The organism is Belnapia sp. F-4-1 (assembly GCF_000802185.1).
GTDB lineage: Bacteria > Pseudomonadota > Alphaproteobacteria > Acetobacterales > Acetobacteraceae > Belnapia.
Genome location: NZ_KN676114.1, coordinates 137055 through 163095, shown reverse-complemented (window position 1 = coordinate 163095; position 26041 = coordinate 137055). Strand labels below are relative to the sequence as shown.

Below are 26041 nucleotides of genomic sequence, written 5' to 3'. Positions count from 1 at the left end.
CCATAGCTGCGGAGCCCATCCGTGACGATCTTGCTGGGCTTGTACTTCAGGCCGGCCAGCAGGCGTTTGAAGAAGCGTTTGGCGGCTGTGGCATTGCGCCTTTCCTGCACGAGGATGTCGAGCACCACACCGTGCTGGTCGACCGCGCGCCAGAGGTAGAAGAGCTCGCCGTTGATCTTCAGATAAACCTCATCCATGTGCCAGGTGTCACCCGGCCTCGGCCGGCGCTTGCGCAGTTTGGCCGCGAACTCGGTACCGAAGCTGAGGCACCAACGGCGGATACTCTCGTAGCTGACCACCAAGCCGCGCTCAGCCAGGATCAGCTCGATGTCGCGCAGGCTCAGGCTGAACAGGTGATAGAGCCAGATGGCATGGTGGATGACCTCGGCCGGAAAGCGGTAGCCGGGGTAGGTGGTGGGCTCGGTCGACATCCGGCCAGCTTGGCCCAGTCAGTTCATTCCGCCCAGAGCCCAACGACTTGACAATGCCAGAGCACGCCAGTTGTACCCCAAGGCCCTCTGCCAACCCATGCGGCCTCGCTCGACAATACATCGGAGATGCGCGTCCCGCTGCGTCGGCGCTGACCGCGCAGCTTCACTCGGCACAGCGCTGGCGCGTGGTGGTACGACCACGGCCGCGTCCGGGTAGCGTGCCGCGACCTCGGCGTAGACGTCGTCCCGATCGTAGGCACCGTCGCCGGTGAAGGACGCCACGGAACCATCGACCTGCTCAAGCAGGGGACCGACCTGCGAGCCGTCATCGGCCTCTCTGCCAGCCAGCACCGAGGCAACGATCTGGCCCGTGTCGGTGTCGGTGTCGGTGGCGAGGTGAAGCATCTTCCAGGCTCGACGACGCTTGGTGCCATGCTTCTCGATTAGCTACTCGCCGGGACCGCACAGCCGAAGACCGGTGCTGTCCACCAGCAGGTGCACCGGCTTGCTGCCCGCCTTCGGCTGCGGCACCATCAGCGTTTCGGCCCGGCGGCTCAGGGTGGAGTGGTCCGGCACCGCCAGATCAAGGCCAAGCAGCTGCAGGACGGAGCCGATCAAGCCCTCGGTCTGCCGCAGGGCAAGACGGAACACGGCGCGCAGCGTCAGGGCGGTTGCGATCGCCAAGTCCGAGTACTTCGCCTGGCCGCCCCGGCCAGGGCGCGCCTCGGCACGCCAGCCATCGATCGCCTCGGCCGTAAACCACACGGTGAGGCTGCCGCGGGCGCGCAAGCTGGCGTCGTACTCAGCCCAGTTGGTTACCCTCTGGCGCTGCTTGGGGATGTGGTGCCGGCGGTCAGCGTTAGCCTTGAACAGCACAGAGGGCGTCCCTCGATGCTCAAGGGCTCACCCCTACGCCAGCCTACTCCACCGCGGCAAAACGGGCGACTTGTGCAACAAGATGGTTCTGGAGCGAACGGAATCAACTTATACCATGTCCCGTTGATCCCAACCTATCGGCGGCAGAGGACCGTCCCTACATAGCCCGCTCCGGCCTCGGCGGAGCCGCTTTACTGCATGGGTTCTGATCAGCGGGATTTGGTATTAGGGCGACTTCGTCAACGGGCTGTTAGGATCCGCTACTGCTGCTATTCGTCGCATATGCAAGTTGCGCTTGCTGAAGCGAGTTGAGTTCGGTTGGATCGCGATGATCGCCGTTCAAAACACCCTGCATATCTTCCACTATGTCGGTATGCTGGAGCATCACCACGAGCGCACTGCTAATAACCCCACTGATGCCGCCGAACAAAGCACCACCCAAAATTTGGAATGCCGGGTTAATTTTCTCGCCAGTGATCGCTCGGTAAACGTGGCCCACGATCGGTATGTGGTGCAGAGGATTGAGAGCCTGTACGAACTCATCGAAAGTGGCATGCCCAGGAATCGGCACGGCGGCATCAGCGTTGAGTGGCGAACCCCTGTCCACATTTCTTGCGGCATCAAGGCCGGCTTGACGAATAGGGTCGCATATCATCGTAAATCAGTTTCCAATAAGGACAGGCTGCATATGAATATTCTCGCTCTATTCAGTGCCCGGAACACCAATATCGACCAAGCCAGCGGTGAATGACGTTTACATCAAAAAAGCTACCTAACAGTTAATCGTCTGGTGCAGCTACTCACAGCCCGTTCTCTAATCGGGGCTTTCAGGTCAAGCACCGAGCTGGAGGCTGACCGCTGCCGGGGTCATGGTTCTCTCCGGGGTTGGTGTGATCCGCCCCATGATGGGGGTCAGGGGTGGGGCGCCGCGATGTTTGCGACGGCCTGATCCAGCGGGGTAGGCCAGACCGGCCAACGGGCTCTGCGCGGTCGCCGCCACCCGCCGTCCCGGCAGAGACAGCCTCTCCGCCGGAGCGGAGCCTGGATGGTGGCGCGGAGCTCAGGCCATCCTGGCCTCCTCACGCGTCCACCAGAACTCGGTGCCGTCGACCCAGATGGAATGCAAGATGACGGCAAGCTTGCGGGCGACGGCAACGCGCGCCTTCTTGGCCGCCGATCCGCTGCACCAGTCGGGTGCCCCAGGCCTTGAGGGGCGAGAACCGCTGCACCTTCGTCAGCAGCACATTGGCTGCCTCGTACAGGCAGGTGCGGGTGAAGGCGTCGTCGCATTTCGAGATGCGCCCGTGCCGGTCGACCTCGCCGGATTGGTGGCGCGTCGGTGTCAACCCGAGATAGGGACCGACGTCGCGGGCATGCTTGAACCGCTTCGGGTCATCGATGGTGGAGAGGAAGGCCAGGGCGGTGACCGGCCCGACGCCGGGCACCGTCATAAGCCGTTTGAGGACGGGTTCACTCCGCATGAGGCGGCGGATCTCGCGGTCCAGCGCGGCGATCTGGGCGACGACTTGCCGCTGCACCTCGGCGAGCTTCGCCACCAGGCTGCTGATGACCGGATTCCCCTCCGCCAGGGTCTCGGCGCGGCGGATCAGGGCATCGGTGTTCCCCTTGCCGAGGATCAGGCCGAAGGTCTTCAGCAGGCCACGGATCTGCCCGTCCAGCTCGACGCGGATCTCCACCAGGTGGCGCCGGGCCCCGAGCAGCGCCATGCGCTCGTGCGCGGTGAAGCTCTTGGCGGTGACGGCACGGTACCATCCCATCCGCAGCATCTCGGCCAGACCGCGGGCATCGCTGCGGTCGGACTTGGTCGGCCGCATCGAGAGCGCCGCCTTGGCGTGCCGCGCGTCCATCAGCACCACGGGCAGGTCTGCCTTCTTCAGCGCATGGTACAGCCAGGGCGAGGTGGCGCCGGTCTCGAGACCCACCCGTGCAGCCTGCGGCGCCCTCTTGCGGATCAGGCTGACCAAGGCGTCAGGCTCGGCCGTGACCTTGCCCTCGAACGTCACGGCTCCCTTGCCGTCGATCACGCAGACGCTGATCTCCTTCAGCGAGACGTCAAGCGCGACATACTGCTCCATGGCGGATCCTCCCCGGAATGGTGGCCCCGGAGCTGATGCTAGCCAGCGGGGCGTCGGGGAGACGACACGCCCCGATTACCCCATGTTTGCGAAGGGGTGACGAAGCTGGTTTGACGAGCTGATCCTATCCCCTTGGGCGGCGTTGCAGGCGGTTTCCGGCTTGAGGCTGCCATGTGGACACCCGCTGATCGCGCATTGGTTGGGGACTTTGGCTCCGGCCAAGCCCTGACGCTCGACCAGTTCCACCGGTTCTGTTGCATTCTTGCGGCGCCGCCCTGAGCAGGTACAAACCAGGGCATGTCGAGACGGCGGCGAACGGCCTCGGTGAGGCCGGATCAGTCCTTCAAGGGGCGACAGTTCACCGCCGAGGTGATCCTTTGGGCGGTCCGCTGGTACCTGATGTTCCCGGTCAGCTACCGTGACCTCGAACTCATGCTCGCCGACCGCGGCGTCGAGGTGGCGCATACTACGGTGTTCCGCTGGGTGCAGACCTATGCACCGGAGATCGAGAAGCGCATTCGGCCGCACCTGCGCCTGGGCAACGGCTCCTGGAGGGTGGACGAAACCTATGTCCGGGTGAAAGGCCGCTGGATGTACCTGTATCGGGCCGTGGACAGCCGTGGGCAGACCATCGACTTCCTGCTCTCGGCCAAGCGCGACGCGGAGGCTGCGAAGCGCTTCTTCCGCAAGGCACTTAAGCAGCCGCATACGGTGAACCCGCGCACGATCACGGTGGACAAGAACCCAGCTTACCCGTGCGCCGCGGCGGAGATGAAGGCAGACGGCGAGCTATGGCGCTTCTTTCGTCTACGGCAATGTAAGTACCTCAATAACATTGTGGAACAAGACCATCGGCGTTTGAAACGCCTGGTCAGGCCGGGTCTGGGCTTCGGCAGTTTCCACACGGCACGACGAACCCTGGCAGGCTACGAGACGATAGCGATGAGGAGGAAGGGGCAGGTTCGAGGAGTTGGCGGACGCAACATGCGGACCCAAGCTACCTTTGTCGCTGAGCTGTTCCAAGTCGCCGCCTGATCCGAAGCCTGTCGCGGCCAGCTGCGACTTGCCGCAAACTTCGCAACGCAACCCTTACAAAGGGTTCAACAGAGCATCCTTAGCGTTAAAGCCGCTCTTGGCATCCCAACGCTGGTCGTAGAGCGCGCGGTCGAAGCATTTGCGCATGTGCCGCCGGTATGGCGTTTTCGACCAGCGTCGCCCGATGTTGCGTCAGTTGAGGCGTATGTTTGTGCGCCGGACACCGAGTTCTTCATGGCAGAGCTGACAGACCCGCGTAGCTTTGGCGGAGCCACCTGCCACCGCTCTGCCTGGTTTGTGGTTCATTCGATCCAGTCGTAGACTTTGACGTAGTTTACAGCGATATCGACCTGGTTGACGCCGGTGCCATTAGGTGAGCCGCCATACCAGGTCTCGCCTGCGGCACCGACGTGGCCCTGCAGTCCGACCGTCATCTTCTGGTTCGGGATGTTGCCGGTGAAGGTGCCCATCACTTTGCCATCGACCGTCATGGTGATGCGGTTCGGAGTCCACTCCAGCCCATAGACATGCCACTGGTCGAGATCGAGGTCGAAGAGCTTGCTGGCATAGCGGTCATCGCCGTTACCGCCCGGGCCCTGCCAATGGTTTGTGAACATGCCCTGGCCCCTCGGGGTCTCAAGGATGTCGATCTCCGGCGGCCAGGTGTCGGACTTCGCCGGCCAGAGAAGGAAGCACGGCCCGGTACCCCAGACCTCCTGGCTCACCTTGGCCATGATTTCGACCTTGCCATAGATGAAGGAGAAGCCGGGATTCCACTGGTTCGGATTCGTGGAGATGCCGCCCGTGGTCCAGATCCCACTGGACTGCTTGGTCATGCCGATATGTAGGTTTCCGCCCGAGACGTCGACCTCGGAGCTGTCCCACTTGAAGGCGCCGTTCCAATAGGTTGAGCCGCCGTAAAGGACCGGCCACTTCGAGCGGTCGAGCGAGGTGCCGTTGAAGTCATCCTGGAAGACGATGCTGCCGAACTCGGCTGTGTCTGAGGGCGCTGTCCAGGCCGGGTTCAGCAGCGCCCCGATGGCAGCGCCCTTTACCCCGGCGAGGAAGACCGTGTCGGCGGTGCTGGTGTTGTAGCGGACCAGCGTGCCTTCGACTCCACCGACCGTGGTTGCCTGCGCCCAAGGCACGTAGCTGGTTTGGGCCGTGAAGGAGAGACGGTCCTCGCCCAGCGTGAAGCCAGAGATGGTGTCGGCGCCGTCGCCATTGGCAAAGTTGAACTGATCGGCGCCGCTATCGCCCTTCAGGACGTCGTTGCCTTTACCGCCGGTGATAATGTCATGGCCCGACCCACCGGAGATGGTATCGCGGCCGGTGCCACCAGTCAGCGTGTCGTTGCCGCCGGTGCCGGTGATGACGCGGTTCTCGATCGGGGCTGCTGCCTCGGTGAAGGAGAAGGCCTTGGCACCCTGCGACGTCAGACTGAGCTTCGATGCCGCCACCGCTTGGCCGTTGTAGCTGGCGCTGTCGACGAAGAGGTTGCGGTCGGTGGCAGCCGAGCCGCCCCAGCCATCGTTGAGGAAGTTGATTTCCACCTTGTGGGCACCGGCCGCCCAGTCACCTTTCAAGGTAAGTGTGTCGGTTTTCCCCGAGGCGCGCAGGGCAGAGGCGGTGAAGGTGCCGCCGATCTGCACTCCGTCCACTTTCACGGTGTACTGCGCGCTACCCTGCCAAGCCTCTTGATTGATCTTGAGAACCAAAGTGTCGGGACCACTGCCGGCGGTTTGCACCAGCGGCTGGTAGAGCTTGGGCGCCTGGGCGGGGTCCCGCAGCCATTCGATTTTGGCGTCCTTGATGCCGGCGAGGAACACCGTGTCGGTGGTGTTCATGCTGTAGCGGACCAGGGTGCCTTCGACGCCGTTGATGGTCTTGTGCAGCACCCAGGGGCGATAGGTGCCCTGGAACACCAGTTGATCCTCGCCCAGCTTGAAATCGGTAATGACGTCCTGGCCGTCACCCGCCAGGAAGCTAAAGCGGTCAGCGCCTGCATTGCCGGTGAGCGTGTCGCCGCCACGGCCGGCCGTGATGACATCGGAGCCCGAGGTGCCCTTCAGGACGTCTTTGCCGGAGGTACCTTCGATGATAGCCATGGCCCGATCCTCACGAGCACAGTCACAGGATTGTGATGCATGCTGCGCGATCTTCGTATCTTCAATTCAACCGTTAATTGCAATCGCGAAAATGTGTGAACCTTAAGGTTTTATCGATGCAAGACGCAAACAATCCACTTCTAATGGCCGTAAACCACAGGAAACAGCAGCTTTTCGCCGTGATGGCGACCATGAGTGAGGAGGCTCGGCAGGCGCATCACGCAGACGCCGGCCGTAGAAGCCCATGTGGTAGAGAGAGAATATGCTCTCAGGTTGAGAGCCGCCGATGGCAGCCGTGCCGGTTCAGCTTGGATCGGGGTTCTTCACCGGCAACTGACGCCACCAGACCGGACCCGGTCAGAAGAGTGGACTAAAAGGCCCCCTCGCAGCCTCTTTTCGGATCTGCTGGTCGAGTATCAGCCCCGGCACCACCCGCTCTGGCTGACCATTCTCCCGCTCAAGCTCCTGCAACCGACGTACCTGGCTGGCCTTCAGTCCGCCAACAGTAGAAGGTCGCCTCAGTGGCCTCGAGCCGCGGCAGATCTCGCTGACCGTCCGGCCCTGTGCCGACTCCACCTCAGCCTACCGCAGCGGCCCATACGCTGGCAAATCAGATCTATATCGCAATTACATAAGCGTGTTTTCCAAATACAATCGCAGCGAGTGGTTATCTTAATATCGACTAGTGTCCTGATTTCGTAGTTCCTTCGATCTGTTGGGAGCGGAGGCAGAAGCGCTGGACGGCGGCGAGGATGTCGTCGGCGGACTTGGTCCAGCGGAAGGGCTTGGGGTCGGCGTTGTGGGCGTCGATGAAGGCGCGGATGCCTGCTTCGAGTTGGGCGGTGGAGCGATGGACGCCGCGTCGGAGCTGGCGCTCGGTCGGGAGGGCGAAGAAGCGCTCGACCTGATTGATCCAGGATGCACCGGTTGGCGTGAAGTGGACGTGCCAACGGGGGCGCTTGGCGAGCCAGTCACGGACCGGCTTGGTTTTGTGGGTGGCGTAGTTGTCCATGATGAGGTGGACGTCGAGGCTGGGCGGCACGGCGGCCTCGACCTGATCGAGAAACTTCCGGAACTCGCTGGAGCGGTGCTTCGGGTAGCAGCGACCGATGACGGCGCCCGTGGCGATGTCGAGCGCGGCGAACAGGCTTGTGGTGCCGTGACGGGTGTAGTCGTGCGTGCAGCGCTCGGCTTGGCCCGGGCGCATCGGCAACAGGGGCTGGGTGCGGTCGAGCGCCTGGATCTGGGATTTCTCGTCGACGCACAGCACCAAGGCGCGCTCGGGCGGGGCCATGTACAGCCCGACTATGTCGCGCACCTTTTCGACGAAGAGCGGGTCAGTCGAGAGCTTGAAGGTCTCGCTTCGGTGCGGCTGCAGCCCAAACGCCCGCCAGATCCGGTGGATGGTGGAGGGCGCATAGCCAACCGCCCGGACCATGGAGCGCAACGACCAATGCGTGGCCCCGGCCGGCGGCATCTCCAGCGTCCGCCGGATGGTATCGGCGACCGCGTCATCGCCGATCCTGCGGGGCGTGCCAGGCCTTGGTTCGTCCAACAGCCCATCCAGCCGATGCTCGGCAAAGCGGCGACGCCACTTGCCCACCGCAGCCTTCTACGATCAACGGTGTGATCGTAGGAACCTTGCGATCAGGACACTAGTCAGGAATGTGGACAGCGCATGGTGACCTTCGCCGGCATCGGTTCGGACCTGCAGGAAAAGCAAATCGGTGCGGATGAGTTGCTGGTCGATCTGGTCGAGGGTTGGCGCTACCTACTCCCACGCGACCCGAAAGTCGTGCGCTGGACTGTGGAGCATCAGGCTGCATCTTCTGAATGGGCGCCCTACCGCGTCGGAGGCTCTCCAATCTCTCCCAGCTAGGCGACCTGTGCGCTGCGCAATCTCCCGCCTGCGCAGCATTGTCCGAGTGGCCGTCACCGCCCGGCTATTCCTCCGTCCGGCTCGCACGTCGTTTTGCGACCTCGTGCTGGAAGATGGCGTCCAGGATCTCGCTTGGGACGGACCTAGCCGGGCGGGAGGTGATCGCTCGGATGGTGGCGATATCCAGCTTGGGCTTGCGGGCGGCAGTCAGCAGGCCATTGGTCTCCTGCTCGGTGTCGGTGAGCTGGGTGTAGCAGAAGCCCGCAATCCCCGTGCTGTCCAGCAAGGCTCCGACCAGCGCCCCATAGAGCACCAGCAGCTCCTGCGCATCGTTCGTCGTGGCATAGCCATACCAGTTCTCCCCCTCGCCAGGCTTGATGCTGAGGCCGCCGAACTCGCTGATCACGACTGGCTGCTGCTCGAAGGTTTGACCGTCGACCAGCAGGCGGTTATGCGCTGGACGGATCGCCTCGAAGGTGCGCCGGAGCGCCTCGGCGGAGCCGTAGCGCTCGGTTAGCCTGGCGGCGTCCATGGCGTAGTCATGCACACCGAAGATGTCGCCGACGGCGTTCTGCCAGCCATCGTTGCCGATCACCGGGCGTGTAGAGTCCAGCGTCTTCGTCAGATGGTACAGCGCCTTCACGTACGCACGCTGAGCCGGATCGTGCTCCAGGTCCGGCACGCCCCAGCTCTCGTTCAACGGGACCCAGGTGATGATGCAGGGGTGGTTGTAGTCGCGCCGGACCGCGTCCGCCCACTCACGGCACAACCGTTGGGCGGCCCGCTCGTCGAACTGAAAGGCATTGGCTGCCTCGCCCCAGACAAGCACGCCTAGGCGGTCACACCAGTAGAGGAACCGCGGGTCCTCAATCTTCTGGTGAATGCGCACGCCATTGAAGCCGAGTTCCTTGACGAGTTCGACCTCCCGCCGGATGGCCTCGTCGCTTGGTGGCGCCAGATGCGACTGCGGCCAATAGTTCTGGGACAGGATCAGGCGCAGGAACAGTGGCACTCCGTTTAGCAGCAGCCGGCCGTCCACGGCTTCAATCCGGCGTAGGCCGAAGTAGCTTTCGACCAGGTCGAGCACCGAGCCGTCGGCCGCCAACAGCTCGATCGAGGCGCCGATCAGGTGGGGATGATGGGGTGCCCAGCAAACCGCTTGGACCCTATGCATGCGCCGGGGCAAGACGATTTCGCGGTCCAGCACCGCTCCGTCCAGGGCATAGATGTCGTCTACCAGCGGTCGCCCGCGGAGCGACAGGCGCAGGCGAAGTTGGGTCGCCTTGGCTGCGCGCCCACCCACCCGCAATCGCATTTGGACGGCGAAGCGGTCCGGATCAGCGGTCCACCGCACCTCTTCGACGAAGGCTTCGCCCAACGGCTCCAGCCAGACCGGCTGCCAGATACCCGTGGTTCGGTGATACCAGATCTTGGCCGGCTCAGGATCCCAGTACTGCTTCCCGCGCGGCTGGGTCAGATCCAGCGGGTCGTCGTAGACGCGCACGACGATGACCTGCTCGGCCTCGGGAGAGAGGCAGGCGGTGATGTCGAGGGTGAACGGTGTGTGCCCTCCTTCGTGACGTCCGGCGAATTGGCCATTGACCCAGACCTGAGCTTCGTAATCCACCGCGCCAAATGTCAGGTGGAGTCGAGGCGCTCGCCCGGCTGGTGAGAGCTCGAATACCCGGCGATACCAAACGACCGGATGGTAGCCTCGCTCCTGGATGCCGCTCGCTGGGGACTCGGGTGGGAAGGGGACGAGGATCTCCCGATCGAAGGCCTCGGCGCGTCTTGGCCAACCCTCCTGAACCCCACGGTCCTCGTTGTCGAAGGCGAAGCCCCATGGGCCCCGCAGATCGACCCACCCAGACCGGCGAAGCTGGGCTTGAGGGTGCTTGGCCACTGCCCAATCAACGGTTGCGTCCAACGTTCGAATCCTTGGGCGAGTAGGTCATGAAGGAGTCTTGGGCGCGCGATCAACGTCGGGATGGCTGGCCTGGGCGCATACCTGCCGATCTCGTCTCTGTTGTCCGGTGATCTCCGCTGGCCTCCCACACCGGGCACCTTCGTAGCAGGCATGTAGCCTGCCTTCAGACCGCGCAAGCTTGTAGCCGCACGCGACCAAAACACATCCCTCCTAATAAACGCTTACTTGCTGCAGGGGGAGACTTATCAGAGATGAGGCTGCGCTTCGGGATTGACCTGACCCCCTAGGAGTGGTCCGCCGGTAGAGTAGTCCGGCGGCTGCGTTAGGAGGCGGGCATGGCACGGGGTAAGGCGCACACGCCTGAAGAGATCGTCGCCAAGTTGCGGCAGGTCGAAGTGCTGGTGGGCCAGGGTAAGTCGGTTGCCGAGGCTGTGCGGTCGATCGGGGTGACGGAGCCGACGTACTACCGCTGGCGGACGGAGTTCGGCGGCCTGAAGCTCGACCAGGTGAAGCGGCTGAAGGAGCTGGAACGCGAGAACGCCCGACTGCGGAAGGCGGTCTCGGACCTGACGCTCGAGAAGGTCATCCTCAAGGAAGCCGCCACGGGAAAATGGTGAGCCCTGCGCGGCGGCGGACCTGCGTTGAGCATGTGGTGCGCGAGCTCGGGGTGTCCGAGCGGCAGGCCTGCAGGGTACTGGGGCAGCACCGCTCGACGCAGCGGAAGGCGCCACGTGGGGCGGGGGACGAGATCCGCCTGACGGCGGACATCATCGAGCTGGCCAAGCGCTATGGCCGGTACGGCTATCGGCGGATCACGGCGCTGCTGCGGGATGCGGGCTGGACAGTGAACCGCAAGCGGGTGGAGCGCATCTGGCGGCAGGAGGGGCTGAGGGTGCCGCAGCGGCAGCCGAAGCGCGGTAGGCTATGGCTGGCGGATGGCTCCTGCATCCGGCTGCGGCCTGAGCGGCTCCGGCAGGTCTGGGCCTACGACTTCGTCGAGGACCGCACCCGCGATGGGCGGAAGTTCCGGATGCTCTGCGTGGTCGACGAGTTCACCCGCGAGGCGCTGGCGATCCGGGCGGCGCGCAAGCTCAGCTCGGCGGACGTGATCGATGTGCTGGCCGACCTGTTTCTGGCGCACGGGACGCCGGCGCATATCCGCTCGGACCAGGGGCCGGAGTTCATCGCCGAGGTGGTGAAGGCCTGGATCGCCGGCGTCGGCGCCAAGACGGCCTACATCGAGAAGGCGAGCCCGTGGGAGAATGGGTACGTCGAATCCTTCAACGGCAAGCTGCGCGACGAGCTGCTGAACGGCGAGGTGTTCAACACCCTCCGTGAAGCCCAGGTGCTCATCGAGGAATGGCGCCAGCACTACAACCGGGTTCGGCCGCACTCGTCACTGGGATACCGACCACCCGCCCCAGAGACCGTGGCTATGCCAGCGCTATGTGGAGCCTCAGCAGGGCTGGTCGCGGTGATCCACTAAAAATCTGCCCGGACCACTCGATGGGGGCTGGTCACCGGTGCCCCTGAGCGGCGTGCGCATGGGCTGGGGCGTGTTCTTGACTTGCTGAGCCGTGGCGGCGGCTATCGCACTCGCGCTCGGCCGCGATGCCAACTGGGATATACGGAACTATCACCTCTACAATCCCTACGCCTTGTTGGAGAGGCGCTGGGGCTTAGACCTCGCGCCGGCAGGCCTACACAGCTTCCTGCACCCGGGTCTCGATATTCCCTTCTACCTGCTGACGCGGAGTCCTTTAAATGCTTGGCTGCGCGTCGTCTCGACGCTCCAGGCAGGCTATCTCGGGCTTCTAATCTTCCTGACGCTAGCCGTCGCCAACCTCGCCTGCCACGGGAGCGCCCGGCGAGCCACTTGGGAGAGCATGCTGACGGCGGCCTTCGGTCTGACCGGCGCGGCAACGCTGCCGCAGGCCGGCGCCACGTTCAACGATGTCCCGGTGGCGTGCTTGGTTGTGGGCGCGTTGCTGGCGCTGCTCGTAGCTGCGGATTGTGGGATCCCAACAGGGCATGCTGCACTCCAAAAGCCTCGGGCCGCACGTCTCTGGTTCCTCTCAGGGGTACTCGTGGGAGTTGCGGTCGGGCTGAAATTAACCGCCATTGTCTATGCACCGGCTCTCGCAGGGGCGGCGATTTTTGCTGCGCGCGGCACCTGCGTTAGCCCAGCGCGGACCGTGGCGATGTTGGCTCTCGGCGGTGCGCTGGGGTTCATCGTGTCATTTGGTCCTTGGGATTGGTTCCTCTACGAGCAATTCGGCAACCCCTTCGGGTCGTATTTTGATGACCTTTTTCACTCACCTTGGTTTCCGCCTATTCGGCAGAGCGACCCTCGTTTCCTTCCGAATAGCATTGCCCAGGCGCTGGCCTACCCGCTGCTGTGGGTGCGTCCATCCGTCGGGGTCGTAACCGAGGAGACAATGGCCGACCCGCGCTGCGCACTTGGCATCACCGGAACGCTGCTTACCTTGGGCGCTGTCAGCTTGCGGCGCCTCCTGCGCGACCGCGACCAGGTGAGGATTGGCTCTACGGCCGAACAGGCTGCGGTTCGAGCCACCCAAGTAGTTCTTGCCTTCATCCCCCTCGCTTACGCCGCCTAGCTCGGCGCCTTCGCAATCCTGCGTTACGCCGTCTCCATCGAGGTCCTGCTCGGCATTGCGGTTTGGGCCACAGCACGCATGCTCCTCGCCTTGCCCTGGACCGGGACGGTACTGGCTGCGGGCCAGCGGTGCGGCGGGGTCGTATGCGTGGGCGCCTTGCTCCTCCTTTGCACGCTGGCCACGACATACCCGCGATGGCCGCGCCAGCCCTTCCACTGGGAACAGGAGCCTCGCGGCGCCGCATCAGTGGCGGTCACACCCGTCGCACTGCCAGAGGGATCGCTGGTGGTGATGCTGTGGGGCGCGGTCTCCTTCGTTGCACCATTCGTGCAAGGGCCAGGAGTCCGGTTCGTGGGCGCCGCACATCCAGTTTGGTTGCGTTGCGAAGTTTGCGGCAAGTCGCAGCTGGCCGCGACAGGCTTCGGATCAGGCGGCGACTTGGAACAGCTCAGCGACAAAGGTAGCTTGGGTCCGCATGTTGCGTCCGCCAACTCCTCGAACCTGCCCCTTCCTCCTCATCGCTATCGTCTCGTAGCCTGCCAGGGTTCGTCGTGCCGTGTGGAAACTGCCGAAGCCCAGACCCGGCCTGACCAGGCGTTTCAAACGCCGATGGTCTTGTTCCACAATGTTATTGAGGTACTTACATTGCCGTAGACGAAAGAAGCGCCATAGCTCGCCGTCTGCCTTCATCTCCGCCGCGGCGCACGGGTAAGCTGGGTTCTTGTCCACCGTGATCGTGCGCGGGTTCACCGTATGCGGCTGCTTAAGTGCCTTGCGGAAGAAGCGCTTCGCAGCCTCCGCGTCGCGCTTGGCCGAGAGCAGGAAGTCGATGGTCTGCCCACGGCTGTCCACGGCCCGATACAGGTACATCCAGCGGCCTTTCACCCGGACATAGGTTTCGTCCACCCTCCAGGAGCCGTTGCCCAGGCGCAGGTGCGGCCGAATGCGCTTCTCGATCTCCGGTGCATAGGTCTGCACCCAGCGGAACACCGTAGTATGCGCCACCTCGACGCCGCGGTCGGCGAGCATGAGTTCGAGGTCACGGTAGCTGACCGGGAACATCAGGTACCAGCGGACCGCCCAAAGGATCACCTCGGCGGTGAACTGTCGCCCCTTGAAGGACTGATCCGGCCTCACCGAGGCCGTTCGCCGCCGTCTCGACATGCCCTGGTTTGTACCTGCTCAGGGCGGCGCCGCAAGAATGCAACAGAACTGAGAAGACAGTGATGCCGTGATGATCATCGGCGCACTACGGCCGCGCCACCGCAGACGCATCAGTTGCACTTCGAGCAGGTCCACAGGCCACGCGCTTCCTGGGCCCGCTCGACAAGATACCCACAGCGGATGCAGTTGGCACCGTCATCACCGTCGGCAAAGGGGTCCGCGAAACGCCGCACCGTCATCTTCGGCGGACGTGGCTTTGCATCACATCGGTCGAGGCCCTCGACGGCCTGCGTGCTGTTCGGCCCTTCGACGGGCTCAGCATCCGCCGATGCTGGCTGCTGCACCGATGGCTCCCACGCCGGCATGACGTGGACGGTAGGAGGCCGGATCTCCGACGCCGTGGGTTGCACCTTCTCCGGCAACGCTGGCGCCGGTGGCTTTGCGCGAAATCCGTTGGGCCAAGCTTCCACATGAGCATGCCATGGTGTCGAAGAAGGCTGGTCCTTGACCGGACCTGACGAACGCCGCGCAACATGCACGACTTCCACGACCCGGCTGCGGACGGTCCCGTGGCTGTTCTTTCGAGGTGCGGTGACAATGTGCCGCGTTTGGCTGGAAGATGTAGCTTGCCTGGGTTGGCGCGAAAATACGCGGTTAGCGTCTGACATATGTATCCATTTGTAAAAACGGCCGCCTCCAGAAGGCGGAACCGATCATGGTCTATTTTTAGTTAACATGGCTGCCGCACCTTCATACTCAAAACTCTACGAGGTGGCGGTCGCGGATTGTGACGTCGTCCGATTTGCCGCGGCAGCCCGGGTAGCTCTCCTAACGGATGTACGGGTGTGCTTGTCTTTTTCAATGTCGTTATCCGATAATTGCTCCAACAAGCTTGCAAGGCAGGCCAGTGCAGCAGGTCGCTGCCGCCGAACAGCTGTCATCGATCAACACCGTGGTATGGTGACGCCATGGAGCACCCCGAACCACCCTCGCCGCCCCCGCCCTCACGCCTGCCCTGGGACTTCCACCCGGCGCTGACCGAGGAGCGGCTGCGGATCTGCGCCCGCATGCTGGCCAATGCCCGGCGCGATGCGCTCGCCATGGCCAGCTACGAGTTGGGCGACGACCCCTGGTCGGTCGGCTGCCGCGCTTTTGCCTTCGGCCGGCACCGGCTGGAGCGGGCCGCCAGCTCGGGCGACTACCCCTGGCTCGAGGTGCTGGACGACAGCGCTCACTTCGTCTTCGTCATCGGCGGGAACGGCAATGGCGTGCCGGTGCGCTTCTACCGCGGCGCGGCGGAGGAGCCGACCGAGCGCACCCTCAAGCGGCAGGAGGTCGAGGTCCAGCAGCTCTCCCTGGCGCTGGGCGAAGCGGCAGCCGAGGGTCTCGCCTTCCGCCTGGCGGTCGAGACGGACGGGACCGGCCGGGTCGACCGGGTGGTGTTCCTGGCGCTGCGCGGCGAGGACCGGGTCGAGTGCTTCTGGCCGGTACCACTGGAGCTGCCGGCAGCAGCACCCGGTACCGGGATCCAGCTGCGGCTAATCGCCGATGACGGCTATGCCGGGCCCGACGAGACCGCCAACCGGCCGGCCCCCCTGCCCCCTGCCCTGCCGCGCCGCAAGCCGGCCGCGAGCAACCCGCAGCGGCCACAGACCACCCTGTTCTAGCCACGCCTACCGGGATGTTCCCATGTCTGCGCATCTCGCGCCCCTGAGCCCGGCGCAGCGCGCCGCAGCAACCGCGCCGGCGCCCGTGCTGGTGCTGGCCGGTGCCGGCTCGGGCAAGACCGAGACGCTGATCCGGCGGGTGGCGGACCTCATCCTCGGCGGCGAGCCGCCTGACCGGTTGCTCTGCATCACCTTTACCGCCAAAGCCGCCGGCGAGATGCGGAGCCGGCTTGCCGCCCTGCTCGGGCCGGAGCGGACACCGCGCTGGGTCGGCACCTTCCACGCGGTCATGGCCCGGCTGCTGATCGAGGACGGCGCCGGCATCCCCGGTCTGCCCCGTGGCTTTGCCATCCTGGGCCAGAGCGACGCCCGGGAGCTGCTGATGCAGGCCGCCGGCACCCAGGACCGGAAGGCAGCCGGCTTGCTGCAGGAAGCGGTGTCGCTGCTGAAGAACGGTCTCGTGACCAATCCCCGCCGGCTGCCCCGCTCCGCGGCGCTGAGTCGGTTCGAGCCGGAGGTGCTGGCCCAGGCGGCGGCCGTGCTTCCGGCTTATCGGTCGGCCTTGGCGGGACGGCAGGCGTTGGACTTCGACGACCTGATCGCCCTGCCGGTCGCGGCCATGCGGGCCGATCCGGCGCTGGCTGCGCATTGGTCCTCCCGCTGGGCCGAGATCTTGGTCGACGAGTACCAGGACACCAACCATGCCCAGCATGCGCTGGTGCGCCTGCTGGCCGGCAAGCCCGGCCGGGTCTTTGCCGTGGGCGACGACCTCCAGGCGATCTATGGCTGGCGCGGCGCCGACGTCGCCCATATCCGGCGCTTCGGGAAAGACTACCGGACCGCTCCCCCTGCCCTCAAGCTCGAGACCAACTACCGCTCGAGCCCAACGATCCTGCGCGCCGCCAACGCCATCGCAGCGGAGGATCCGGAGGCGCTGCCGAAGATCCTGCGCCCGGCTGACCCGAAGGCGCCGCCCGGACCCTCGATCACCATCCGGGAGGCACTGACCCCCGAGGATGAGGGCCGCGGTGCCTTGGCTTGGCTGCAGGCGCTGCGGCGAAAACAGCCGGAGTTGCTCTGGCGCGAGTGCGCGGTGCTGGTCCGGGCTGGCTTCGTGGCGGAACCAATCCTGGCCGCGCTGCGCCAAGCGGATGTGCCGGTGCGGCTGGTCACGGACCGGGAGCCGGAACCTCCAAAGGCAGTCTTAGCCACGATGGCCTGGCTGCGGTTGGCGATGAGCCGTAGCCACGGCGGCAAGCCCGGCGCCGATGTTTGGGATCCCGCCGCTGATGATGCCTTCCGCCGTGCCTGCGCCTTTCCGGCGCGCGGCATCGGCGGGGCTTTGTTCGGGCGGTTGCGTGAGCACGCCGCGGAGCGGGGTTTCGCCCTAGCCGCGGCCGTGGAGACCCTGCCTGCCACACCGGCGGAGCGGCAGGGGCTCGAGGCGGTGCTCGGCGTCGCCGGCGAGATTGCGGACGGTGTGGCCCGGCGGAAGCTTGGCCCGGCTGATGCGCTGCGGCTGGCGGCCGAGGCGAGTGAGATCGCAGAGCGGCTAGACCTGGACGGCAAGCTTGGTCATGCCTGGACGGCCGCGCTGCGGGCGGCTGAGCAAGCCGGCAACGTGGCGGCCTATTGTGACGGGGCCGCGCTCGGTGCCATGCCTGGCGACGCCGAGCCCGCCGATGCCGTGCAAGTGCTGACGCTGCACCGGGCGAAGGGGCTGGAGTTCGACCATGTGCTGCTGGCGGGGCTCGAGGAGGGCGTCTGGCCGAATTGGCAGGCGGAGCAGCAGGGCGCGATCGCTGAGGAACGCCGGCTCTTCTATGTCGGCGTCACCCGGGCCCGGCACTCGCTGCAGCTGAGCTGGGTGCGGCAACGCCGCGACTGGGTCGGCAAGCCATCACGCTTTCTCGCTGAGATCCCGAAGGCGTTGACCGAGGCCGGCGTAGTGTCAGGACGAGTCAAAGTTTCCAGGCCGGCCAGCCGCACGACGGCCGTGCAACCGGCGCGGCCGGTGAAGCCACCGACCCAAGCCGAGACGGACCGATTGGTCGCTGAGTTCACGGCCCGCAAGGCGGCGAAGGCGCCGCGGTGACGTCTTGCATGCCGGCGCTCGTGCTCGGTCCATCATACGGCCGGTCCGAGTAATCCTGGCGACACTCCAACACCACGGCAAACCGTTTTGGTTTTCAACACAAACGCATCGTGTGTGGCTGCCCCCCGGCCGTATTGTCGAAGATGCACCAGACCTCCACGTTGCGGCTGGAGAGTCGGTGCCGCAGCCGGTTGAGAGCGGCCTGTAGATAGGGCTAGGTCCTGTGGACATTTACCTTAGCCACAGGATGGTTGCGGCGAGGAGCACGATGGCGAGGTAGTTCTGCGCGGTCTTGTTGTAGCGGGTTGCGACGCGGCGGAAGTGTTTGAGCTTGCCGAAGCAGCACTCGACGAGGTGGCGTTCCTCGTAGACTGCCTCGTTGAAGTCGAGTTTGCTGGCCGGCGAGGGATTGTTGGGGATGACGGCGATGGCGCCGGCCTCGGCGACGGCGGCGCGGAAGTGGTCGGCATCGTATGCGGTATCGGCCAGGACGAAGCCTGGTCGGTCCTTGTCGAGCAGGGCGGCGGCCTGTGGGGCATCGCCGCGCTGCCCGGCGGTCAGGACGACCCGGACAGGGCAGCCGAGGCCGCGGACGGCGAGGTGGATCTTGGTGCTCCAGCCGCCGCGCGAGCGGCCGAGGGCTTGATCTCCAGCCCCTTTTTTGCCCCGGCGGCATGCTGGTGGGCGCGGACGATGGTGCTGTCGAGGATCAGGTATTCGAAGTCCGGGTCCTCGACCATGGCGGCGAAGATGCGATGCCAGACGCCCTTGGCACTCCAGCGACTGAAGCGGCGGAAGGTGCTGTTCCAGTGGCCGAAGGCGTCCGGCAGGTCGCGCCAGGGGGCGCCGGTGCGGACGATCCAGAGCACCGCCTCGACGAACAAGCGGTTGTCCTGGCCCGAGGTGCCGCGGCTGCGCTCATCGCCGATGATGTGCGGCGCCATCCGCGCCCACTGGGCGTCATTCAGGATCAGCCGGTCCCGCAAGGCCATCCGCTGCCTCCAAAAAGCAGCTTTGAATCACAGCCCAACCCATCCAGGAATCCCTAGAGTCCACAGGACCTAGAGCACCCGCAGCACCTCGTGACCCCGCCGGCCCGGCTTGCCCCGGCGCCGCGCGACGCCATTCGCCGGAGCCTTCTCGCCAAGGGCTTGATCGAGCCCGCAGCGCTCGAGCAGCCGGACGAGAATACAGCCTGGACGGTGAACGGCGCCCCGGAACACTACCGCCTGACCGAGGCGGGTCTGCGCGCTGCTGCTGGGACCACCGATGGGTGCGCTCCGGCAGAGGCCCCTACGACAGCCCGACACGCGCCTGAGGCTCACGAGGCCGCCTTGCTCGCCCAGGAGCCGCCCACGACCGCCGCCGAGGCCCTGCCCGCGCTACCGGCCCGGCAGAGGCTGCGCGCCGCGGCGGAGGCCGTGTTTGCCGCCTGGGACGACGCAGAGGCCCGACAGGCGCGCCTACCCGACGCAATCGCCGCGCTGCGCACCACGCTCGACGGCAAGCCTTCCCGGCCGCCGCGCGATCCTGCCCAACCTCGCAAGCTGCGCGAGGGCACCAAGCAGCAGCAGGTGCTCGCCATGCTGCGCCGTCCGAAGGGCGCTACCGTCGCCCAGATCGCCGAGGCCACCGGTTGGCAGGTCCATACCGTTCGGGGCTTCCTCGCGGGGCTCAAGAAGCGACAGGGCATCGCGGTCGAGGCCGCAGAGCGCGTCCGACAGGTCGGCCCGGGCAAGGAGGGCGCCCAGGGCAGCTACACCGTGTACCGCATCGCGGAAGCAGGCTGATGCAAGCGCCGCTGGACAGTACCAGACTGGCGGTCGGGCTCCACCGAGGCCCGACCGCCGAGCAGGGTCAAACCAGCCTTTGGCTGAAGGCGCAGCAGGCCAGCCGATGCTTTACAAAATGAAGTCGCTCGCGGTGAATTGGTGTTCGCCCAGAACTATGATCTCCGCGTCCGGTACCTTGTCGCCAACAAACAACGGTATCGGATCTGCTGGAGTGCGCACCCCATCCATTTGAATGACCGTGTACCCGCCTCGCACCTCAAAACGAAGTTGTGCAAAATTGCCGTTGAACTCCTCATTGCCAACAAAAGAGAACTCGGGATTGCTTGCGATTCGCCGCCCAAAGTAGTTGATGACCGAAAGATCGATTATATCGCCGCCTGCCTCTCCCGCCCCATCAAAGTTGGTGATCACGTCGGCCTTATCGCCGACGCCAGTGTCTGAGAGACCCGCACTGAAAGCCGCTGACGTGCCAGGGGAAAAATTTACAATGATTCCGAACGCGTAGATGTCGTCGCCCTTTCCTCCAGACAACACATCAACCCCAAAACCACCCCGAATGAAATCGTTGCCAGCCTGGCCCGCAAGCCGATCATTTCCGTCACCACCATCAATGGTGTCGGCCCCCTTACCTCCCCAGACCTTATCATTGCCGGCGCCTGCGAAGATTTGGTCAGCACCGCCACAGCCCCAAAGCTTGTCGTCTCCTCCGAAACCACGCAGCACGTCGCCAGCGGCATGCCCTCTGAGGTGGTCGACTCCTTCGGTTCCCGTCAGAGATTTGCCGTTACCGGAGCTGGGTTTTGGGTTCTGGTTCATAGTGCCTCCCTCGCCGACTAACATCGGTAGCCACTCAGTAGAGAGAGCATGACTGCTACACCCTGAAACGGTCCAGCACATAAAATCTTTTGCTTTCTGGCAAAGAATAAGTCGGAATGAGGGTGCATTGGGGCCATGGCGGCTCACCCCGGCCACAACTCCGCCCGCTCAAAGATGCTGGTGAACTGCTCCGGCTCAGTCATCGACCGCCCAACCGCCATGATGAGCGCGACGGCCGCGTCGATTTTCTGCTCCGGCCGCGCCTTGGTCGGGTAGAGGTTGCCCCGGCGATCGGGCTTGCCGACCACGTTGCCTATGCACCACTCCAGCACCGGGTTGCCGTCATGCTCGATGCGGCCCGAGCGCATCACAGCATCGAGTTCGATGATCGCCGGCGAGAAGTCGCCTTATACCAAATCCCGCTGATCAGAACCCATGCAGTAAAGCGGCTCCGCCGAGGCCGGAGCGGGCTACGTCGGGACGGTCCTCTGCCGCCGATAGGTTGGGATCAACGGGACATGGTATTAGTCGAACGAAACTCCACCATCTCGACGTCCTGCGCCCGGAGCCGCTGGGTCAGCTGTGTCGACTGCCAAGGGTCGTAGCCCACGCTGGCAACGCAGAAGCGCCGGCTGAGCTTGGCATCCTAATCTCGCGCAGCCGCAGAGCATAGACGCATACGCCATTGGGCAGAGCGCTTGCGAGGCCGTTTGGCGGGCGACGCATGGCAGCGAGTTAGCCGCTGTCGAGGCATGCGTCGCACTTCGGCACCTCTACGATCCTCACCTGCGATCCCGAAGGGCCCCCGGATTGGCGCGCTTCAACAGATCGGCGCCTGATCGGCCAGCGGCGTGTAGCCCGAGGCGCCGCTGCCAGTCGTTCCGGAATTGATATCGGCAAGTCTGTACGTGCCGTCTTCGGTACCGTCGGTAATCCACGGCTCGCGCCCGGTCGTGCCGTCATCCGCCGAAAAGGCGGCCAACCCGCGACCGAGTGCTCCAATCCCCGAGGGCGAGCTGCTGCCCAGGCCAGGGAAGAGATCGGCGACCATGCGCGTCCCGGCGGGGGTGCCATCGCTCACCCACAGCTCCTGCCCATGCTCCGGATCGACGGCGCTGAACAGTGCCCGGCCATCTCCGAGCGGCGTGATGTTGCTTGGGAAGCTGCTGCCAAGCGAAGGGACTCCTGGGCCGCCGGCCTGGACCGGGCCGGGGTATATGTCTCGCAGCATCATGGTGCCTGCCTCGCTGCCGTCGGTCACCCACAGCTCATCGCCGTGCACTCCATCACTGGCGGAGAAAAGCAGGCGCCCACCACCGATCGGGACGAGATCGAGCAAGGAATTGCTGCCGATGCCCGGGTTGATATCGGTCACCAGGTGCGTTCCGGCCTTGGTCCCATCGGTGATCCACAACTCGCGGCCGTGCGCAAAGTCAAAGGCGCTGAAAAGCGCCAACCCGTCGCCAATTCCAACGAAGCCCGCGACAAAGCTTCCCTCGCTGCCCGGGTTTATGTCAGCGATCTGGTACGTACCGTCGACCGTGCCGTCAGTGATCCATGGCTCGATGCCATGGGTGCCGTCGTCCGCACGGAACAGCGCCCGCCCGTCGTCAAGCGGTGTCACATAGCCCAAAGCCGCGTTAAACTGGTTCTGGGAAAAACTGAGGACGAGATCGCTACCCGGATCGTCCACCGTGGCGATGCGCAGCTCAGATGCGCGGACGAACAGCACCCGCCCGTCTCCGAGCGGAGTGAAATCGCCGGTACCAAGGAAACGGGTTCCAGATTCGAACTGCGGCGCCTCCCGCGTGCCGTCGGCGGTGCCATCGGTAATCCAGTAACGCGTGCCCATCTCAGGGTCACCACCGCCCGTCGTCCCGAACAGCACAAGCCCGTCGCCAAGCGGAGCGAACAGGAATGGAAAGGAACTGTCCGAACCAGGCGCCAAGTCAGCAAGCAGTTGGGTTCCGTTGGCGGTTCCGTTGGTGACCCACAGCTCATTGCCGTGCGTGCCATCATTGGCTTCGAACACGAACCGTCCGCCGGAGGTCGGTACGAAGGGGGTGGACCCAGAAATGAAGGGGCTGGCGAAGTAGAAGCCGCTACCGTCAAAACCTGGATTGATGTCCAGCAGGAGATGCGTCCCAGCCTCAGTGCCGTTGGTCACCCAAGGCTCGGTCCCGTGACTGCCATCGTCAGCGGCGAAGACAAAAGATGCTCGCAGTGCGTGATCATCCGAATGGCCGTTGCCGTGCCCTTTGCTATGTCCGTTGCCGTGGGACTTGGCGTGTCCGTGGGCCGTCGAGGCGTTTCGCTCGCTTTTGTTGGCCATGGTGTTCCCTCCCGGCACCGCGACTCAATACCTGCCGGAGCCTACCCATACTCTATGCTATCGCATGGGTTGACGCAGAGCGCCGCCCGTAACTCTCACGTTAATCTGAACAAGTGCTTTAGACGGACGGCAGCAATGAGCTGCTCTACTTGGTTACGCAAAGTGGCTTACGCTCGAGCACGGGCGGAACTTGTGGACACCTTCCAGAACGACCGCATGAGCATTCTCACCGCCAGCTTGCATTCGTTCGTAACGGATAGTAATCAATATTTGATGCTGAAGAGCATGAGCACATTGCTGCAAGTGAGTGCAGCAGAATGTTGAGGGTTGCGAGACCTTTGCGCCTCGCTCACGCCGGCCACAACTCCGCCCGCTCGAAGATGCTGGTGAACTGCTCGGGCTCGACCATCGACCGCCCGACCGCCATAATGAGCGCCACGGCCGCGTCGATCTTCTGCTCCGGTCGTGCCTTGGTCGGGTAAAGGTTGCCCCGGCGATCGGGCTTGCCGACCACGTTGCCGATGCACCACTCCAGCACCGGTTGCCGTCATGCTGAAGCCGACCGGAGCGCATGGCAGCGCCCAGCTCAATGATCGCCGGCGAGAAGTTCGCCGTGGTCGAGCGGAACTCCACCATCTCAACGTCCTGTGCCCGTAGCCGCTGCGCCAGCTGCGGCGACTGCCAAGGGCCGTAGCCGACACTGACGATCCGAAAGCGCTGGTTCAGCCCCAGGATGTCGTCCTCAATCGCTTGGAAGTCGGTGTCGTTGCCCGGTCTCAGCACGAGATGCTCCGCGGCCGCTCAGCCGGGTAGGCGGCATTGCGCGCCTTGCCTCCTCGTTCAGGCAGCAGCGGACAGAGGCGACGGAGGTCGTCTTGCCGATCTTGCAGCAGGTATTGGGAAACACGATGGCAAGCGTCGCCATGGCGGTGCGGTTGGCTAGTGCGGTGACTCATTCGGACGGTGGAGGCAGCCGCGCGAGCTTGGCGAGGATGCGGTCGGCGGGCTTGGTCCAGACGAATGGGCTCGACGGGCATTGTCAAGTCGTTGGGCTCTGGGCGGAATGAACTGACTGGGCCAAGCTGGCCGGATGTCGACCGAGCCCACCACCTACCCCGGCTACCGCTTTCCGGCCGAGGTCATCCACCATGCCATCTGGCTCTATCACCTGTTCAGCCTGAGCCTGCGCGACATCGAGCTGATCCTGGCTGAGCGCGGCTTGGTGGTCAGCTACGAGAGTATCCGCCGTTGGTGCCTCAGCTTCGGTACCGAGTTCGCGGCCAAACTGCGCAAGCGCCGGCCGAGGCCGGGCGACACCTGGCACATGGATGAGGTGTACCTGAAGATCAACGGCGAGCTCTTCTACCTCTGGCGCGCGGTCGACCAGCACGGTGTGGTGCTCGACATCCTCGTGCAGGAAAGGCGCAATGCCACAGCCGCCAAACGCTTCTTCAAACGCCTGCTGGCCGGCCTGAAGTACAAGCCCCGCAAGATCGTCACGGATGGGCTCCGCAGCTATGGGGTCGCCCAGCGCGAGGTTCTGCCCGGTGTGAAGCATCGGACCAGCCGCTACCTGAACAATCGTGCCGAGAATTCCCACCGCCCAACGCGACGTCGAGAACGCCAGATGCAGCGCTTCAAGTCACCAGAACAAGCTCAGCGGTTCCTCTCGGCGCACGCGATGATCTATGGTCACTTCCATCCGCGGCGGCACCTGATGGCCGCCGAACAGTACCACCGTTCGCGCGACAAGGCATTCCAGATCTGGCGGCAGGAGACGTGTGCCCAGACGGCAGCGTGAGATCACGCAAGCTCCGTTTTGCGGTCAAACGCGCCCGGTCGTCAAACAATGTGACAATGCCGGTCGGGCTGCCCACCGATGCGCCTGACGGGCACCTTGATGGCGACGACGGGGCGACGGAGCACCGGCCCGAAGTAAACGTCCGAGACGGAAGGTCCACCCGCGGCGGGGGCGTGCTGCGGCGTCTCCCAGACCTGCCGGGGGAGCGCCTCGCCGAGCGGCAGCGCCGTGTTCATGAGCTGCTGCCCGTCCCCGCGCCGCAGGAGCACGGTAGCTCCGGGCAACTCGCTGGCGACGACGTCCTCAGCCTGCTCGCGGAAGGTTGCAAGGTCGCCAGCCCTGAGGGCGCGCGACAGCGCGAGCACCCCCAGCGCCGCCGTGCTGGCCCGCAATTCCGCCTCAACTGCGCCGCTGATGGCGCGGGCGAGGTCGAGCGCTTGCGAACTCGCCCGCTCGCGCTCGCGGGCGTAGCCCAGGTACACGACGCCCAGGTCATAAGCGCTGAGCGGAACCACTCCGGCTAGGACGAGGAGCGCCATGCGGGCGCGCAGCGTCAGGCGGTGCATGGTTTTGCGCTCGGCTACGGTCATTGACCTTCCTTTGAGCAAGGAGTGCTCGGCACCTAGCGTAGCCACGACCGACATGCCCATGCCGCTCGGCAGCTGCGCCGCCAATCAGTAGCTTTCAAGATCCATCCAGTTTCATGATTGCGACGCCGGACTTGGCGTGCCAAGCCGAAGCTTCACTGAGCCAATACTGCAGCGGGCACCCAACGGTTTCAGGACCTCCTTGCTACGCACGATGCCGTCGGACACAGCGGAGACAGGCGCGCTCGTGCCTGCTATGCAGAAATGCGTGTGAATGGTCGACGTAACGAAGGTGACCAGGAAGAAGGCCAGACCGCCGTAAAAGATGTTCCGCGTCGCCGCCTTGGTCAGGCGCTCGGCCATTTGTTCATTCCCCCGACTATTACCGTTCAAATTATCCCGGCCTAACCTGTCGGAACTCCTGATTTTCGCCAACGACGTGCATTGCAGGGTGCATTGTGCCTAGCCAACAGGATGAATCAGCCTTCGAGGTCTAGGGGAATCCCCAATGACTCTGATCGTTTGGAGTTTGCTTTAGGAAGATGGTTCCTCTTTGTTCTCGGCCGCAGCCCCGAGATGACGCATGACCACCGCCAGTCCGACGGCAGAGGACAGCAGTCGGTCCAGCACGCGCCGTCGCATTTCCGTTGTGCCTTTAAGGCCACGTCCGCGTCCTGCATGCACCTGCCCGCCTCCGCCCGGCGGATCATGACCGCCTCAACCGTGGCTAGCAGACCGCCCATGAAGCTGTCCCAGACCGGCACCGGATCCACCCCGGGCCTCCTATGCGGCGCGGGTGCCGTGGCGTCAGGGCTC

22 protein-coding genes and 2 pseudogenes are annotated in these 26041 nt (G+C 64.6%); 9 read left to right on the top strand and 15 right to left on the bottom strand.

The features are described from left to right. The 3 genes from LH62_RS26275 to LH62_RS31680 all read right to left on the bottom strand — a co-directional run. A partial coding sequence (locus tag LH62_RS26275; protein WP_043366812.1) for an IS6 family transposase occupies window positions 1–431 on the bottom strand: 431 nt, incomplete at its 3' end. An 18-nt stretch (window positions 432–449) separates the two neighbouring features. Continuing rightward, window positions 450–875, bottom strand: coding sequence for a transposase (locus LH62_RS31685; protein ID WP_369796842.1), 426 nt, complete (start codon window positions 873–875; stop codon window positions 450–452). Between the two features lie 3 nt (window positions 876–878). Next, window positions 879–1307 (bottom strand): transposase, encoded by a 429-nt coding sequence (locus LH62_RS31680; protein ID WP_082012939.1) that lies wholly within the window; start codon window positions 1305–1307, stop codon window positions 879–881. A 289-nt stretch (window positions 1308–1596) separates the two neighbouring features. Here LH62_RS31680 and LH62_RS30680 point away from each other — a divergent pair, with 289 nt between their 5' ends. Then, on the top strand, window positions 1597–2058 hold the full coding sequence (locus LH62_RS30680; protein ID WP_144404715.1) for a hypothetical protein: 462 nt from the start codon (window positions 1597–1599) through the stop codon (window positions 2056–2058). 328 nt (window positions 2059–2386) lie between these two features. Here the strand turns inward: LH62_RS30680 and LH62_RS26265 are convergent, their stop codons facing one another. Further along, the gene (locus LH62_RS26265; RefSeq protein ID WP_201445665.1) at window positions 2387–3403 is read right to left on the bottom strand and encodes an IS110 family transposase; all 1017 of its coding nucleotides are present in this window, start codon (window positions 3401–3403) and stop codon (window positions 2387–2389) included. 324 nt (window positions 3404–3727) lie between these two features. Between LH62_RS26265 and LH62_RS26260 the strand changes: the two genes are divergently transcribed. After that, window positions 3728–4438, top strand: coding sequence for an IS6 family transposase (locus LH62_RS26260; RefSeq protein ID WP_043366765.1), 711 nt, complete (start codon window positions 3728–3730; stop codon window positions 4436–4438). 302 nt (window positions 4439–4740) lie between these two features. On the opposite strand, the gene LH62_RS26255 is transcribed toward LH62_RS26260, so the two are convergent. Both LH62_RS26255 and LH62_RS26250 read right to left on the bottom strand, forming a co-directional pair. Beyond that, complete coding sequence (locus LH62_RS26255) at window positions 4741–6546, bottom strand: family 16 glycosylhydrolase (RefSeq protein WP_043366748.1); 1806 nt, start codon at window positions 6544–6546, stop codon at window positions 4741–4743. Between the two features lie 682 nt (window positions 6547–7228). Beyond that, a pseudogene (locus LH62_RS26250) lies at window positions 7229–8149 on the bottom strand (IS630 family transposase); the annotation flags it as partial. Between the two features lie 75 nt (window positions 8150–8224). Between LH62_RS26250 and LH62_RS30675 the strand changes: the two are divergent. Further along, window positions 8225–8425 (top strand): hypothetical protein, encoded by a 201-nt coding sequence (locus LH62_RS30675; protein ID WP_144404714.1) that lies wholly within the window; start codon window positions 8225–8227, stop codon window positions 8423–8425. 64 nt (window positions 8426–8489) lie between these two features. Here LH62_RS30675 and LH62_RS26245 read toward each other — a convergent pair whose 3' ends face one another. Continuing rightward, window positions 8490–10352: a glycoside hydrolase family 2 protein gene (locus LH62_RS26245; protein ID WP_043366747.1), complete on the bottom strand. Its 1863-nt coding sequence runs from the start codon at window positions 10350–10352 to the stop codon at window positions 8490–8492. A 335-nt stretch (window positions 10353–10687) separates the two neighbouring features. On the opposite strand from LH62_RS26245, the gene LH62_RS26235 reads away from it, so the two are divergent. Continuing rightward, window positions 10688–11838, top strand: a protein-coding gene (locus tag LH62_RS26235) for an IS3 family transposase (protein ID WP_144404713.1) whose coding sequence is annotated in 2 segments (ribosomal slippage) — window positions 10688–10955 and window positions 10955–11838 — 1152 coding nt in all. Because the reading frame shifts where the segments join, the coding sequence is not laid out codon by codon here. Window positions 11839–11929: 91 nt separating this feature from the next. Further along, window positions 11930–12970 (top strand): glycosyltransferase 87 family protein, encoded by a 1041-nt coding sequence (locus LH62_RS26230; protein ID WP_144404712.1) that lies wholly within the window; start codon window positions 11930–11932, stop codon window positions 12968–12970. A gap of 426 nt (window positions 12971–13396) precedes the next feature. On the opposite strand, the gene LH62_RS26225 is transcribed toward LH62_RS26230, so the two are convergent. Further along, window positions 13397–14107: an IS6 family transposase gene (locus tag LH62_RS26225; protein WP_043366765.1), complete on the bottom strand. Its 711-nt coding sequence runs from the start codon at window positions 14105–14107 to the stop codon at window positions 13397–13399. A 995-nt stretch (window positions 14108–15102) separates the two neighbouring features. On the opposite strand from LH62_RS26225, the gene LH62_RS30670 reads away from it, so the two are divergent. Then, the gene (locus LH62_RS30670) at window positions 15103–15801 is read left to right on the top strand and encodes a hypothetical protein (protein ID WP_043366742.1); all 699 of its coding nucleotides are present in this window, start codon (window positions 15103–15105) and stop codon (window positions 15799–15801) included. A 22-nt stretch (window positions 15802–15823) separates the two neighbouring features. After that, window positions 15824–17896 (top strand): ATP-dependent helicase, encoded by a 2073-nt coding sequence (locus tag LH62_RS26215; protein ID WP_043366740.1) that lies wholly within the window; start codon window positions 15824–15826, stop codon window positions 17894–17896. Window positions 17897–18190: 294 nt separating this feature from the next. Here LH62_RS26215 and LH62_RS29690 read toward each other — a convergent pair. Then, window positions 18191–18840 (bottom strand): annotated as a pseudogene (locus LH62_RS29690) (IS5 family transposase); the annotation flags it as partial. Between the two features lie 138 nt (window positions 18841–18978). Here LH62_RS29690 and LH62_RS31675 point away from each other — a divergent pair. Beyond that, window positions 18979–19686 (top strand): DUF3489 domain-containing protein, encoded by a 708-nt coding sequence (locus LH62_RS31675; RefSeq protein ID WP_201445663.1) that lies wholly within the window; start codon window positions 18979–18981, stop codon window positions 19684–19686. A 111-nt stretch (window positions 19687–19797) separates the two neighbouring features. Here the strand turns inward: LH62_RS31675 and LH62_RS30665 are convergent, their stop codons facing one another. From LH62_RS30665 to LH62_RS26190, 4 genes are all read right to left on the bottom strand, one after another. Next, window positions 19798–20505, bottom strand: coding sequence for a calcium-binding protein (locus LH62_RS30665; protein WP_160299902.1), 708 nt, complete (start codon window positions 20503–20505; stop codon window positions 19798–19800). A 143-nt stretch (window positions 20506–20648) separates the two neighbouring features. Beyond that, window positions 20649–20891 carry a terminase TerL endonuclease subunit gene (locus LH62_RS26200; RefSeq protein WP_255360036.1) on the bottom strand — a complete coding sequence of 81 codons (243 nt, stop codon included), beginning with the start codon at window positions 20889–20891 and terminating at the stop codon, window positions 20649–20651. 434 nt (window positions 20892–21325) lie between these two features. Next, window positions 21326–22837 (bottom strand): ELWxxDGT repeat protein, encoded by a 1512-nt coding sequence (locus LH62_RS26195; RefSeq protein ID WP_082012936.1) that lies wholly within the window; start codon window positions 22835–22837, stop codon window positions 21326–21328. A gap of 349 nt (window positions 22838–23186) precedes the next feature. Further along, complete coding sequence (locus LH62_RS26190; RefSeq protein WP_043366734.1) at window positions 23187–23375, bottom strand: terminase TerL endonuclease subunit; 189 nt, start codon at window positions 23373–23375, stop codon at window positions 23187–23189. Window positions 23376–23927: 552 nt separating this feature from the next. Between LH62_RS26190 and LH62_RS26185 the strand changes: the two genes are divergently transcribed. Then, on the top strand, window positions 23928–24638 hold the full coding sequence (locus tag LH62_RS26185) for an IS6 family transposase (protein ID WP_043366733.1): 711 nt from the start codon (window positions 23928–23930) through the stop codon (window positions 24636–24638). Window positions 24639–24679: 41 nt separating this feature from the next. Here the strand turns inward: LH62_RS26185 and LH62_RS26180 are convergent, their stop codons facing one another. Both LH62_RS26180 and LH62_RS31670 read right to left on the bottom strand, forming a co-directional pair. Continuing rightward, a complete protein-coding gene (locus tag LH62_RS26180) occupies window positions 24680–25228 on the bottom strand; it encodes a hypothetical protein (RefSeq protein WP_043366732.1) in 549 nt (182 codons plus the stop codon). Window positions 25229–25339: 111 nt separating this feature from the next. Continuing rightward, on the bottom strand, window positions 25340–25588 hold the full coding sequence (locus LH62_RS31670; protein WP_052215090.1) for a hypothetical protein: 249 nt from the start codon (window positions 25586–25588) through the stop codon (window positions 25340–25342). Window positions 25589–26041 lie beyond the last annotated feature (453 nt).